Below are 12,969 nucleotides of genomic sequence, written 5' to 3'. Positions count from 1 at the left end.
AACAAGGGAACACTGCAATTCCTGCCAGTTTTGGTCCCGTCAGGTCAGCCGCCCTGCTTTTTGTCGGCAAGTCCACGACATCTGGACCAGCAACTGGTTGGCAACGCAACGACCCTGGGTTGAAATCCTGCGGGTATTCCCCCCGACGCGCTCACCTAACGTTCGGCTAGATGAATCGACAATCTGGGAAAGCTGATAATTCTAACGTGGTTAAATTTTGAGCGCAAGCACTTTGTTGGAGTCGCGCGAAAAACACCACACCCGCTGACAAAGGGTGCGTTTTGCGGGCCATCCGCCCCTATTTCTGGCGGTAGTAGCCCTTCTCCCAGGCGTCATGATTGGCCTTGCCGCGGCGGATTTCGTCCGTGAACGGCGCGGCCATGAGCACCAGGCGATTGAGCCATTTTACAGGAGCGCGGCAGGGGCGCTCGAAGTCCACGAACAGCACGGCCCGCAGTCCGTCGGTGTCGTTGTGCACCTGATGCGGATATAGGTCGTCGAAGACGACCGCCTGCCCTTCCCGCCAGCTGTAGCGTTCCCCGCCCACCTCGATCCAGCACCGCTCCGGGGGCTGCGGCACGACCAGGCCCAGGTGCAGACGGAGCACGCCGTTATACGGCCCCGTGTGCAGCGGTATGCGCTTGCCGGCTTCGAGAATCGAGAAGAAGGCGGTGCGCAGGCCGGGGATATCCTGCAGCGCCCGCGCGGTGGCCGGGCAGCGCGCCAGGTTGCGCTCGGAACGCAAGCCATAGCCCATGAAGACAAAGGTCTTCCATTGGTCGTCGGATGTGATCATGCCCACGTCCGGCGAAATCTCGTGAAATGCCGGCAATTGCTGGCGGTCGGCCAGCAGCTCGGCCAGTTCAGCCCGGATGCCCGGCGCCCGATCTTCCAGGGCGGCAATCCAGGGAAACTGGCTGCTGTCGAATATGGGCTTGTCTCCCACCAGCGAGGCCTGCGCGATGCGCTGGCGCAGCCAGTCGATGAACCGGAAGAACACCCGGGAATAGATACTGGGCTTGGCGGCCGGACGCGCATCGACGGGTTGCACGATAGGTAGACGGGGGACAGCCGAAGATTCCCCATTTTGTCCATGGCGCGGCGCGCGCGCAAGCTTCCAGGCAATCCATTGGCCCCAAGTCCGCACCCGGGAGTGGTCCTCCCGGCGCGCGGGAAGCTGGTTTAGACTGCCGTGGGCGACCGCGGTCGCCATCCACTCCTATTTCGCAAGGAACGACAGGCATGTATGAACAGTTGGCGCTGTATATCGACGGCGAATTCGTCGCCGGCGAGGGCAGGCGCACCCAGGACGTCATCAATCCGGCCACGCTCGAAGTACTCGGCCAGCTGCCCCACGCCACGGAAGCGGACCTGGATCGCGCGCTTGCCGCAGCCCAGCGCGCCTTCGAATCGTGGAAGAAATCCTCGCCCATGGACCGCTCGGCCATCCTGCGCAAGGTCGCCACGCTGTCGCGCGAGCGCGCCAAGGAAATTGGCCGCAACATGACCCTGGACCAGGGCAAGCCCCTGGCCGAAGCCGTGGGCGAAGTCACGTCCTGCGCCGAGCATGCCGACTGGCACGCTGAAGAGTGCCGCCGGATCTATGGCCGCGTGATCCAGCCCCGCAATCCTGATGTCCGCCAGATCGTGGTGCGTGAGCCCATCGGCGTCTGCGCCGCCTTTACGCCCTGGAACTTCCCGTACAACCAGGCGATCCGCAAGATCGCCGCCGCGATCGGCGCCGGCTGCACCGTGGTGCTCAAGGGTCCCGAGGATTCGCCCAGCGCCGTCATGGCGATTGCGCGCATGTTCCACGATGCGGGCCTGCCCAAGGGCTGCCTGAACATTGTCTGGGGCGAGCCGGCCAAGATCTCCGACTACCTGATCCGTTCGCCGATCGTGCGCAAGGTGTCCTTCACCGGCTCCGTGCCGGTGGGCAAGCAGCTGGCCGCGCTGGCCGGCGCCCACATGAAGCGCGTCACCATGGAATTGGGCGGCCATTCGCCCGTGCTGGTGTTCGACGACGCCGACATCGACCGCGCCGCCGAAATGCTGGCCAAGTTCAAGGTGCGCAACGCCGGCCAGGTCTGCGTGTCGCCCACCCGGTTCTATGTGCAGGACGGCGCATACGAACAGTTCCTGGCCAAGTTCTCGGACGTGCTGAAGAACATCAAGGTCGGCGACGGCCTGGAAGCCGGCACCGAAATGGGTCCGCTGGCGCACGAGCGCCGCGTGCCCGCCATGAGCGCCTTCATCGACGACGCCCGCAAGCACGGCGCCAAGGTGGTGGTGGGTGGCGGCCCTCTGGACCGCAAGGGCTTCTTCTTCGCCCCGACGGTCGTCACGGATCTGCCGGACAACTCCATGCTGATGACCGAAGAACCCTTCGGCCCGGTCGCGCCCGTCGTGCGCTTCACCGACACCGATGAAGTGCTGCGCCGCGCAAACAGCCTGCCCTTCGGCCTGTCGTCCTACGTGTTCACGAACTCGCTCAAGACGGCGACCAAGGTCTCCAACGGCCTGGAGGCCGGCATGGTCAACATCAACCATTTCGGCAGCGCGCTGGCCGAGACGCCGTTCGGCGGCATCAAGGACAGCGGCATCGGAAGCGAAGGCGGAACGGAAACGTTCGAAGGCTATCTGGTCACGAAGTTCATCACGCACATCTGACCCCCACGCCTGCATCCCGGCAAAGCCCCGCTCGCGGGGCTTTTTTCTTGCCCGCGAGTACGCGGCTCGAATTCGATTCATAAAGGTGTCATCCGCGTCGGTGAGCATTGGCCCCCGCTTACAGGCAGCTGACCCCGGAAAGGAGGAACGGCTGCCGCAGCAAAACGGTTCCAGGAATCCCTCCCCGATGACGCCCCATTCACGCTACGCCCGAGCCGCCGGCTCCATGCTTCTTGTTGCCCTGCTCGCCGCCTGCGGCGGCGACAAGGACGACGACAAGCCCCCGGTGGCCGAAGCGCCCCCGGCGACGGAGACGCCCGCCCAGCCGCCCGCCCCCGTGCAGGTGGCGTTCATGCCTGACATCCACTTCCATGACGTCTACGCCGATTTCAAGGATGGCTCGTTCCCGGGCATTCCCAATCCGAAGGCCGGCGACAACGCCACCATCCGGACGATGTACGCGCAGCTGACGTCCACGCGCCTGTTCAACGAAAACTACTTCGCGTTCCTTGCCGCGCTGGACGACGCCGTGAAGCGCGGCGTGAAATACATCGCGCTGCCGGGCGACTTCTCGGATGACGGCCAACCCGTGCACATGCGCGGCCTGGTCAAGATCATGGACGAGTATTCGAAGAAGCACGGCATCCAGTTCTTCGCCGCGCCTGGCAACCATGATCCCAACCGCCCATTCAACCAGCCGGCCGGCAAAAGCGACTATCTGGGACTGGACCCCGTGACGGGCGTGATCGGCTTTTCGCAGCCGATCTACAGCCGCGGCGCCAACGCGTGCACCGCGCCCTACAGCGGCGACTGGGCCCGCATAGGAAATACGTATTGCACCGAGGAAGTGCTGCACATGGGCTACGCCGGGATCACCGGCGTACTGGAGCGGCACGGCTTCATGCCCCAGCCGGAGAACCTGTACTACGAGACCCCGTACAGCACCTACAAGTACGAAGACTACGACCACGCAACCGCATTGGCGCAGGCCAATTGGACGAATCGCCAGTACGAGATCTGCGCCGAAGGCACCGGCGGCCCGGACAAGCCGCAAAACTACACCCTGTGCAAGATGGTGCCCGACACGTCCTACGTGGTCGAACCCGTGAAGGGCGTGTGGCTGGTGGGCCTGGACGCCAACGTCTATGTGCCGACCGGTCCCGGCGCGAACGACTTCACCGGCTCCGGCGACCAGGGCTATAACAAGATGCTCACCCACAAGAGCCACGTCATCAAGTGGCTGGCCGACGTCGTGGCCCGCGGCAAGGCGCAGGGCAAGCAGGTCATCGCCTTCAGCCACTTCCCGATGTCGGAGTTCTTCAACGGCGCGTCGGACGACATCGAGGCGCTGCTGGGCGCGAACAAGATGCAGATGATCCGCCGCCCGGCGGAAAACACCACCCGCGCCCTGGCCGAGACCGGCTTGAAGGTGCATGTGGGCGGCCACATGCACTTCAACGACATGGCCTTGCGCAACTACGGCGGGGACCACGCGCTGTTCAATATCCAGGCGCCCTCCATGGCGGCCTACGTGCCCGCATACAAGCTCATGACGCTGCAAAGCGCGGAGGAGATCGAAGTCCAGACCATCCGGTTGGACAAGGTGCCGCGCTTCGACGAGCTGTTCGACCTCTACCGGGCCGAGAACGCCTACGACGTGCCGCCGCGCTGGGACGTGTCCATCCTGGACGCCAAGGATTACGGCGACTTCACCTACCGCTACATGAGCGAACTGGTGCGCCTGCGCCTGCTCAACGACGACTGGCGCTGCGAGATGCGCGAGCTGGTGAAGAGTCCCCTGACGGGCGCCGACCTGCTCGCCCTGTCGCAACTGCAGACAACCGTGACGCTCAAGGAGCTGGCAAACACCGGCAACCAGAACAACCTGACGCCGGCGTTCTTTGCCTGCCTGTCGGACGGCGGCGGCAGCGGCGCCAGCAATGCGGCCTATGCCGCGGATGCGGCAGATGCCCAGACTCGCGCCCAGGCCCTGGCCCAGGCCAATGGCATGCAGCTGTCGGACTTTGCGCAATGGACGGCCCTGGAGATGGCGGGCGATTTCGTGCGCCTGGCCAACGCGGGCGATCTGGCGTTCGCGGACATTCCGGCCCAACGCGCCAACCAGTACAAGCTGCTGGCGCAGGCCTTGAGCCACACCAACGCCGCCGTGCAAATGAACGGCAACAGCGTCAGCAACGCCAATACGCCCGCCGACCTGTTCAAGGCGCGCTTCAAGCCGCTGATGGCGATCATGCTCAAGCTGGCGAACGGCGCGCCGTCGGAGCATATCCGGCTGGACCTGACGACCAACAGCATCGTCAACCTGTCGAGCCAGCCCTCGCCGTTCTAGGCCGGGTACGTTCGACTTGAAAGGCCGACGGCCCGCCGACAAGGCGGGCCGTTTCGATTTGGCTCTCCGGTTTTACCGCGGGTGGACCGGTCAGGCTTGCGTCGCCCTGCCGCCCGCGCGCAGGTCCCGCGGCGTCATGCCGAAGCGCTGCTTGAACAGCCGGCTGAAATGCGACGGATGGGAAAAGCCCACCTGGTAAGCCAGCTCCGCGATGCTGCGATGGCGATGCCGCGCATCCAGCAGCAATTCGCGGCACTTCTCCAGCCGCAGCTCGAAGATGAACGATTCCACCGACAGGCCGCCCGCGCGCAGGATACGGTGCAGATAGGCCACCGACACGCCGCAGCCCTGTGCAACCTGCGACGGCGCCAGGTCGGGATCCGCAAGATGCTGGCGGATGTACGCAAGGACGCGTGCGCGATGCGCCACCGTGACGCTGCTGTCGGCTTCCGACACCTGCCCCTGCCCGGGCTGCACCAGGAACAGGACGATGAGGTCGATGAGCCGCTCGCCCAGTTCGGCGGCCTCGGCGTCGGACCAGGCGTCCATCCCCTTGAACAGGTGATCCATGTAACCGGCCAGCAGCGCCCCGCGAGGCGACCCGTCGTCGATGCGCAGCTTGTAGAAGGCGCCGACGCGCGAATCGCGTTGCGACAAGGCGCTGCGCGGAAACGACACGCTCAGACTGCGGTAACCGGCCGCACCCTGCGCCGTCGCCTGGTAAGGCAGGCTCTGGTTCATCAGGTACACGCAACCCGGTTCCACCTGGAATTCCCGTCCCTGCTGGCGCACTGCCAGCGGGCCTGCAAGCGGCAGTCCAAATGTGTAGAACTCCTGGTCCAGGCGAGACACATTGCCCGCGGTGCGTTCAAGCTGCTGGCCCTGATAGTGCAGATCGTTGAACTGCAGGCTGGCGCGGCGCGCATAGCGCACGTGGCCTGCGAAATGGTCGGGTTTCCCGCCATGCACCTCGAACGGCCCGAAGGCATCGGACAGCGCCGCGCGCCACTGATCGCGCCGGTCGGCGCCGGCGCTGGCCGAAATGGCGAATTGCGTATCGGGCATGGCACGGTCTCCTGGTGCACGGGTGCGCAAATTGATCTTGCGTCTACATATTCTTGACTCACCCTGCTCTGGGGCGGATGGCGCGTTGTGAAGGCGCCTGCCGCAAGTCTATATTCAGCCCGATAAGCACACAACCTGGACAACCCGGGAGGAGACTCATGGCTCAGGCAAGCGAGGCGGCCCCCCGCCCCACGCCGGTGTCGCGCTACCTGCGCTGCGCGGGCCGCGAGCTGCACTACACGGAATGGGGCGCCGCCGATGCGCCCCCGATCGTCATGTGGCATGGCCTGGCCCGCACGGGCCGCGACTTTGACGAGCTGGCGCAGTCGCTGGCCGGCGACTACCGAATCATCTGTCCGGACACGATCGGGCGCGGCCTGTCCCAGTGGAGCCCGGACCCGAAAGCCGAATACCGGCTGGATTTCTACGCCGAGCTGGCCCGCGCCCTGCTGGATGGCCTGTCGCTCGCGCGCGTACGCTGGGTGGGTACGTCCATGGGCGGCGCGACCGGCATGCATGCGGCGGCCACCACCCTGCGTGACCGGATCTCGCATCTGGTGGTCAACGACATCGGACCCGAACTGCCGCAGCCCGCCATCGAGCGCATCCTTGCCTATGCCGGCAATCCGCCGGCGTTCGATACGGTCACGCAACTGGAAACCTGGCTGCGCGCCGCCTACAAGCCCTACGGCTGGCAAAGCGACGAACAATGGCGCAGGATGGCCGAGACCTCGGTGCGCCGGCTGCCCGACGGCCGTGTCACCACGCACTACGACCCCGCCATCGTGGGGCAGTTCAGCCACCACCCCGGCGACTATGACCGCTGGAGCGGCTACGACTCGCTGCGCATGCCGTTGCTGCTGCTTCGCGGCGCCGACTCCGACCTCCTCCTGCCCGAGGTCGCCCATGCGATGACCGAACGCGGCCCTCGCGCCCAACGCATCGACTTTCCCGACTGCGGCCACGCCCCCGCCTTGAATGTGCCGGCCCAGATCGACCCCATCCGCCAATTCCTTGCCAGGCCGGACGACACGGCCGCGTACGCCCACTGACAACAGGAGACTTTCATGAAACGCGTTCTGCTCGCCGCGCTGGCCAGCCTGTGCATGAGTTCCGGGGCCGCCGCCAAAGACCTTGTCGTGGCGCATGTCTACGACAAGACGGGACCGCTGGAGGCCTATGCCAAACAGACCCAGAACGGGCTGATGCTGGGCCTGGAATACGCCACCCAGGGCACCATGACGGTGGCCGGCCGCAAGATCCGCGTCATCGAAAAGGACAACCAGGGCAAGCCCGACGTGGCCCGCGCGCAGCTGGCCTCGGCCTACGCCGACGACAACGCGGACATCGCGGTGGGCCCCACGTCCTCGGGCGTGGCGCTGGCCATGCTGCCGATCGCCGAGGAGTACGAAAAGATCCTGCTGGTGGAGCCCGCGGTCGCGGATTCGATCACCGGCGAAAAGTGGAACAAGTACATCTTCCGCACCGGCCGCAACTCGTCCCAGGACGCCATCGCCAACGCCGTGGCCTTCGACCAGGCCGGCACGTCGATCGCCATGCTTGCGCAGGACTATGCGTTCGGCCGCGATGGCGTCAAGGCCTTCAAGGGCGCGCTCAAGAATGCCAAGATCGTGCACGAGGAGTACCTGCCCGCCAACGCCACCGACTTCACCGCGGGCGCGCAGCGCCTGTTCGACGCGCTGAAGGACAAGCCGGGCCGCAAGATCATCTTCATCCTCTGGGCGGGCGCGGGCAACCCGTTCAAGATCGCCGACCTGGATCCCAAGCGGTACGGCATCGAGATCGCCACGGGCGGCAACACGCTGACCGCGATGACGCCGCTCAAGTCGCTGGCCGGCATGGAAGGCGCCACCTATTACTACTACGGGATCCCCAAGAATCCGGTCAATGACTGGCTCGTCGCGGAACACCAGAAGCGCTTTGGCCAGCCGCCCGACTTCTTCACGGCCGGCGGCATGGCATCCGGCATCGCCATCGTGGCGGCCTTGAACAAGACTGCCGGCGACTCGGACACCGACAAGCTGATCAAGGCCATGGAAGGCATGAGCTTTGACACCCCCAAGGGCAAGATGACCTTCCGCCCCGAGGATCACCAAGCCATGCAGTCCATGTACCACTTCCGGATCAAGAACGATCCGTCCGTGCCTTGGGCGGTGCAGGACCTGGTCAAGGAAATCACGCCCGACCAGATGGCGGTTCCGATCCAGAACAAGCGTTGATCCGGCGCCTCCCATGCTGGAAACACAATCGCTCACGATCCGGTTCGGCGGACACGTGGCTGTCAACGATGTCAGCTGCGCCTACGCGCCTGGCAGCCTGACAGCCATCGTCGGCCCGAACGGCGCGGGCAAGACCACGTACTTCAATCTCATCTCCGGCCAGTTGCGCGCAAGCGCCGGCACGGTGCGCCTGGACGGACGGGACCTTACCTCGCTGGCCGCACCGGCCCGCATGCACGCGGGGCTGGGGCGCGCGTTCCAGCTGACGCAGCTGTTCCCGCGCCTGAGCGTGCACGAAAACGTCCGGCTCGCGCTGCAGTCGCGCCAACAAGGAATGAGCTGGCGGCAGATCCGCTTCTGGCGCACCTGGGACGATGACCGCGGCCTCATGGAGCGTGCCGACGCCCTGCTCGATCGCACCCGGCTCACGGCCCGCCGTGATCAGGCTGCGGCGGACCTGCCGCATGGCGATCAGCGCAAGCTGGAGATCGCCATGCTTATCGGACTGGAGCCGAAGGTGTTCATGTTTGACGAACCCACCGCCGGCATGAGCGTGGACGACGTTCCCGTCGTGCTGGACCTGATCCGCGAACTGAAGACCGATCCCTCGAAGATCATCCTGCTCGTGGAGCACAAGATGGATGTCGTCCGCGAGCTTGCCGACCGTATCGTCGTGCTGCACAACGGCCAGTTGATGGCGGACGGCGACCCCGCCACCGTCATCGCGTCGCCCATCGTCCAGCAGGCCTACCTGGGCGTGAGCCCGCCGGAGAAGGCTGCATGACGCCGCCCCCGCTTCTGGATTTGAAGGACGTGCATACGCATATCGGCGCGTATCACATCCTGCATGGCGTGGACCTCAGCGTTGCGCCTTGCGCCGTCACCATGTTGCTCGGCAGGAATGGCGCAGGCAAGACCACCACATTGCGTACGATCATGGGGCTATGGCGCGCCTCGCAAGGCCAGGTGACTTTCGACGGCGCAGCGATCGGGGGGCCCGGCGCGCGCACGTCGCCGCCCGACATGGCGCGCATGGGCATGGCATACGTGCCCGAGAACATGGGCATCTTCGGCGACCTTTCCGTGAAGGAGAACATCCTGCTTGCGGCACGCAGCGCACGGAATGCCAATCATCTGGATACCGCGCGGCTGGAGTGGATATTCGGCTTCTTTCCGGCGCTGCGGAAGTTCTGGCTGCATCCCGCCGGCAAACTATCCGGCGGGCAAAAGCAGATGCTGGCCATGGCGCGCGCGATCATCGAGCCGCGCCGCCTGCTGCTGGTGGATGAACCCAGCAAGGGGCTGGCGCCGGCCATCATTCAGAACATGATCGACGCCTTCATCGAGCTCAAGCAAACCGGCACGACCATCCTGCTGGTCGAGCAGAACTTCAATTTCGCCCGCCGTGTCGGCGATTACGCCGCCGTCATGGACAACGGCAAGGTCGTGCATGCCGGCGCCATGGAAGACCTGGCGGCGGACGACGCACTGCAGACACGCCTGCTGGGCCTGTCACTGGGAAGCCACCAATGAGTACGCTCGACATCGACGCTCCGCTGCCCCGTGCGCGCACCGATCTGCTGCCCGTGCTGCTGGTGCTGGCGCTGGCCGCCATCGCCCTGCCGCTGGTCGGGTCATTCTCCACCTGGGTCACACTGACCTTTGCCGGTCTGGCGATGGGAATGATCATCTTCATCGTCGCATCGGGAATGACGCTGGTCTTCGGCCTGATGGACGTGCTGAATTTCGGGCATGGCCTTTTCATCGCGATAGGCGCCTACATGGCGGCCACCGTCCTGGGCTCCATGGCCGACTGGACGCAGTCCGGCAGCCTGTGGGCCAACCTTGTCGCGGTGCTGCCCGCGATGATCGTGGGCATGCTGGTGGCCGGCGCGGTTGGCCTGGCGTTTGAACGCGTGATCGTGCGGCCCGTCTACGGCCAGCATCTGAAGCAGATCCTCATCACGATGGGCGGCATGATCATCGGCGAAGAGATCATCAAGATGATGTGGGGCCCGCAGACGATCACGCTGCCGCTGCCGGAGTCGCTGCGTGGTGCCTTCCTGCTGGGCGATGCCGCCATCGAGAAATACCGCGTCGTGGCCCTGTTGGTGGGCGTGCTGGTGCTGGGCGGCATGCTGTGGGTGTTGAACCGCACCAAGCTGGGCCTGCTGATCCGCGCGGGCGTCGAAGACCGCGAGATGGTCGAGAGCCTGGGCTACCGGATCCGCCATCTTTTCGTGGGCGTGTTCGTCGCGGGTTCGATGCTGGCGGGATTGGGCGGCGTGTTGTGGGGCATGTACCAGCAGTCCATCGTGCCGCAGCTGGGGGCCCAGGTGAACGTGCTGATCTTCATCGTCATCATGATCGGCGGACTTGGCTCGACCGTTGGCTGCCTCATCGGCGCGCTGCTGGTCGGCCTGATGGCCAACTACACGGGTTTCCTGCTGCCCAAGGCAGCCCTGTTCTCGAACATCGCGCTGATGGTCGCCATTCTGCTGTGGCGCCCGCAAGGCGTGTATCCCGTCACGAACCGCTAGGAGCCGTCGACATGTCGTTTCGCCTGCTTTCCGGCGACCCTCCGCGCAGCGCGATCCTGGCGCTGCTGCTCATGGCGATCGTGGCCGCCTTGGCCGCGGCACCGTTCCTGTTTCCGGGCCCGAAGGCGCTGGCCGTGGCCGCGAAGATTCTTGTCTTCATCATTCTGGTTGCCAGCTATGACCTGCTGCTGGGGTACACCGGCATCGTGAGTTTCGCGCACACCATGTTCTTCGGAATAGGCGCTTATGGCGTGGCGATTGCCAGCATGCGCATGGAACCAGGGTGGACCGCGGTGTTCGCGGGGGTGGCGGGCGGGCTGGCCGTTTCGCTGGCGTTTGCCTTGCTGATCGGTCTTGCGAGCCTGCGGGTGCGCGCCATCTTCTACGCCATGATCACATTGGCCGTGGCCGCCGCCTTCCAGACACTGGTTTCGCAGCTCTCAGACCTGACGGGCGGCGAGGACGGCCTGAATTTCAAGGTGCCGCAGATGCTGCGGCCCGCCTTTCGCCCCTTGTCGGAACCCTTGTTCGGCGTGACTGTCGACGGGCGCATCATCACCTACTACCTGATTGCCGCGGTCTGTGTGGTCCTATTCCTGATGTTGTTGCGCATCGTGAACTCCCCATTCGGCCGCGTGCTGCAGGCCATCCGCGAAAACCCGTTCCGCGCCGAAGCCATTGGCTATCGGACCGTGCTGTACCGCAGCCTGTCGAATCTTCTGGCGGCCGCCTTCGCGACGCTGGCCGGTGCGATGTACGCGTTATGGCTGCGTTACAACGGCCCGGATACGACCTTGTCGTTCGAGATCATGCTCAACATCCTGCTGATGGTGGTGATCGGCGGCATGGGAACCATGTACGGCGCGGTAATTGGCGCGAGCCTCTTCGTGTTCGCGCAGAGCTACCTGCAGGACGGGCTGCACGCCGTGCACGAGGTCGTGTCTGGCGTCGCGCCTTTGGCCCTGCTGTTCGAGCCGGACCGCTGGCTGTTGTGGCTGGGCATCCTGTTCGTGCTGTCGGTGTATTACTTTCCCACAGGCATCGCAGGATGGCTGCGGGAGTTCGCGCGACGCCCCGTCGGACGCTCCGCGCATCCGAAATCCCACGGCCTGCCCTAACGCCCGCCCTGCCTCAACGCATCCGCATCGCGCCGCAGCGCGTTGACGCGGCGCTGCATCTCATCAATGCTCTGGCGCGAATTGCCTCCCGCCTGATCCAGTTGAGACCCGGATGGCGTCGGCGCCAGCCTGGGCATATTCATGGGCGCACCGGAGGTCAGGGGAATCATGGCCGGGGGCTGTGGGTCCCTGCCCTGCGGCGTCGCGTTCAGCACGCGCTCCAGCACCCGCAACTGATCGCGTTGCGCCTGCAGCGCGCGCTCCTGGTCGAGCAGCGCCCGTTCATCCGGATCGTCGGATCCGAAGATCGCCGCGTGATCGCGCGACAGTCCGTCCAGATTGACGCGCGGGTCCGGACCCGCATTCAGCACGGCATGGCCGATCGACGCGGGATCCGAAGCAGCCGCCGGTGTCGCGGCGGCGTCCGGCGTCGCAACGCCATTGCCAGGTTGCGACGCCGCGCCGACGTGCGGCTCTGTTGCCTGGGAACGCGACGTCGCCGCCGCCTGGTCCTGGGCCAGCGCCGCGGTGTTCGCCATCGCAAAGCCACAGGCGACAAGCCAGGCCAATCGACGGAATTTCATGAACCGGTGCATGTTTCCTCTGCTTCGCCGCAGGCGAACGACGAAAAAAAACGGCAAGGGGATTAGCCCTTGCCGCTTTATATCAGAACGGCGAACCGTTCCGATGCCCTGCTTTCACTTAGATGATACGTGCGGCTTCAACCAGACGCACCACGCGCCACGACTTCGAGCGCGAGATGGGACGGCCTTCAGCGATTTCAACCGTATCGCCTTCGTTGTACTGGTTCGATTCATCGTGCGCCTTGTACTTCGCGGAGCGCATGATGATCTTGCCGAAGATGGGGTGCTTGACGCGGCGTTCAACCAGAACCACGACAGTCTTGTCCATCTTGTTGCTGACGACCTTGCCAACCAGCGTGCGCTGGCGCTTGGCCACTTGGGTGTTTTGAGTTTCGCTCATCT

Annotated in this window: 12 protein-coding genes; 8 read left to right on the top strand and 4 right to left on the bottom strand. The window is 65.0% G+C overall.

From position 1 onward, the window contains the following. Positions 1-298: 298 nt before the first annotated feature. Entirely contained in the window at positions 299-1,051 is a 753-nt protein-coding gene (locus ABE485_RS01065; protein WP_346512832.1) for an aspartyl/asparaginyl beta-hydroxylase domain-containing protein, read from the bottom strand. Positions 1,052-1,242: 191 nt separating this feature from the next. Here ABE485_RS01065 and ABE485_RS01060 point away from each other — a divergent pair, with 191 nt between their 5' ends. Both ABE485_RS01060 and ABE485_RS01055 read left to right on the top strand, forming a co-directional pair. After that, positions 1,243-2,670 carry an NAD-dependent succinate-semialdehyde dehydrogenase gene (locus ABE485_RS01060; RefSeq protein ID WP_346512830.1) on the top strand — a complete coding sequence of 476 codons (1,428 nt, stop codon included), beginning with the start codon at positions 1,243-1,245 and terminating at the stop codon, positions 2,668-2,670. A 187-nt stretch (positions 2,671-2,857) separates the two neighbouring features. Further along, positions 2,858-5,020 (top strand): metallophosphoesterase, encoded by a 2,163-nt coding sequence (locus tag ABE485_RS01055; protein ID WP_346512828.1) that lies wholly within the window; start codon positions 2,858-2,860, stop codon positions 5,018-5,020. Between the two features lie 90 nt (positions 5,021-5,110). On the opposite strand, the gene ABE485_RS01050 is transcribed toward ABE485_RS01055, so the two are convergent. Next, a complete protein-coding gene (locus ABE485_RS01050) occupies positions 5,111-6,085 on the bottom strand; it encodes a helix-turn-helix domain-containing protein (protein WP_346512826.1) in 975 nt (324 codons plus the stop codon). Positions 6,086-6,243: 158 nt separating this feature from the next. Between ABE485_RS01050 and ABE485_RS01045 the strand changes: the two genes are divergently transcribed. The 6 genes from ABE485_RS01045 to ABE485_RS01020 are packed head-to-tail and all read left to right on the top strand — an operon-like array spanning position 6,244 to position 11,983. Then, a complete protein-coding gene (locus tag ABE485_RS01045; protein WP_346512824.1) occupies positions 6,244-7,137 on the top strand; it encodes an alpha/beta fold hydrolase in 894 nt (297 codons plus the stop codon). Positions 7,138-7,152: 15 nt separating this feature from the next. Further along, the gene (locus ABE485_RS01040; protein ID WP_346512822.1) at positions 7,153-8,325 is read left to right on the top strand and encodes a substrate-binding domain-containing protein; all 1,173 of its coding nucleotides are present in this window, start codon (positions 7,153-7,155) and stop codon (positions 8,323-8,325) included. 13 nt (positions 8,326-8,338) lie between these two features. Beyond that, entirely contained in the window at positions 8,339-9,109 is a 771-nt protein-coding gene (locus tag ABE485_RS01035) for an ABC transporter ATP-binding protein (RefSeq protein ID WP_346512820.1), read from the top strand. Further along, positions 9,106-9,858 (top strand): ABC transporter ATP-binding protein, encoded by a 753-nt coding sequence (locus tag ABE485_RS01030; protein WP_346512818.1) that lies wholly within the window; start codon positions 9,106-9,108, stop codon positions 9,856-9,858. Before ABE485_RS01035 ends, ABE485_RS01030 begins: the two co-directional genes overlap by 4 nt. After that, entirely contained in the window at positions 9,855-10,865 is a 1,011-nt protein-coding gene (locus ABE485_RS01025) for a branched-chain amino acid ABC transporter permease (RefSeq protein ID WP_346512816.1), read from the top strand. The genes ABE485_RS01030 and ABE485_RS01025 overlap by 4 nt, the downstream gene beginning before the upstream one ends. An 11-nt stretch (positions 10,866-10,876) precedes the next feature. Further along, complete coding sequence (locus ABE485_RS01020) at positions 10,877-11,983, top strand: branched-chain amino acid ABC transporter permease (RefSeq protein ID WP_346512815.1); 1,107 nt, start codon at positions 10,877-10,879, stop codon at positions 11,981-11,983. Here the strand turns inward: ABE485_RS01020 and ABE485_RS01015 are convergent. Next, positions 11,980-12,579: a hypothetical protein gene (locus tag ABE485_RS01015; RefSeq protein WP_346512814.1), complete on the bottom strand. Its 600-nt coding sequence runs from the start codon at positions 12,577-12,579 to the stop codon at positions 11,980-11,982. The two genes, ABE485_RS01020 and ABE485_RS01015, sit on opposite strands and share 4 nt — an antisense overlap. 106 nt (positions 12,580-12,685) lie before the next feature. Continuing rightward, positions 12,686-12,967: a 30S ribosomal protein S17 gene (rpsQ, locus tag ABE485_RS01010; RefSeq protein WP_006216549.1), complete on the bottom strand. Its 282-nt coding sequence runs from the start codon at positions 12,965-12,967 to the stop codon at positions 12,686-12,688. Positions 12,968-12,969: the final 2 nt, after the last annotated feature.

The sequence above is a fragment of the Achromobacter spanius genome, from assembly GCF_039673305.1.
Lineage (GTDB): Bacteria > Pseudomonadota > Gammaproteobacteria > Burkholderiales > Burkholderiaceae_B > Achromobacter > Achromobacter spanius_F.
Note: the sequence above shows the minus strand (reverse complement) of the source record. Positions and strands in the feature narration are given on the sequence as shown.

What these genes read in the sequence shown, in the direction of transcription:
- ABE485_RS01060 (WP_346512830.1), top strand. Translation starts at nt 1,243, where the DNA reads ATGTATGAACAGTTGGCGCTGTATATCGACGGCGAATTCGTCGCCGGC.
- ABE485_RS01055 (WP_346512828.1), top strand. Translation starts at nt 2,858, where the DNA reads ATGACGCCCCATTCACGCTACGCCCGAGCCGCCGGCTCCATGCTTCTT.
- ABE485_RS01050 (WP_346512826.1), bottom strand. Translation starts at nt 6,085, where the DNA reads ATGCCCGATACGCAATTCGCCATTTCGGCCAGCGCCGGCGCCGACCGG.
- ABE485_RS01045 (WP_346512824.1), top strand. Translation starts at nt 6,244, where the DNA reads ATGGCTCAGGCAAGCGAGGCGGCCCCCCGCCCCACGCCGGTGTCGCGC.
- ABE485_RS01040 (WP_346512822.1), top strand. Translation starts at nt 7,153, where the DNA reads ATGAAACGCGTTCTGCTCGCCGCGCTGGCCAGCCTGTGCATGAGTTCC.
- ABE485_RS01035 (WP_346512820.1), top strand. Translation starts at nt 8,339, where the DNA reads ATGCTGGAAACACAATCGCTCACGATCCGGTTCGGCGGACACGTGGCT.
- ABE485_RS01030 (WP_346512818.1), top strand. Translation starts at nt 9,106, where the DNA reads ATGACGCCGCCCCCGCTTCTGGATTTGAAGGACGTGCATACGCATATC.
- ABE485_RS01025 (WP_346512816.1), top strand. Translation starts at nt 9,855, where the DNA reads ATGAGTACGCTCGACATCGACGCTCCGCTGCCCCGTGCGCGCACCGAT.
- ABE485_RS01020 (WP_346512815.1), top strand. Translation starts at nt 10,877, where the DNA reads ATGTCGTTTCGCCTGCTTTCCGGCGACCCTCCGCGCAGCGCGATCCTG.
- ABE485_RS01015 (WP_346512814.1), bottom strand. Translation starts at nt 12,579, where the DNA reads ATGCACCGGTTCATGAAATTCCGTCGATTGGCCTGGCTTGTCGCCTGT.
- rpsQ (WP_006216549.1), bottom strand. Translation starts at nt 12,967, where the DNA reads ATGAGCGAAACTCAAAACACCCAAGTGGCCAAGCGCCAGCGCACGCTG.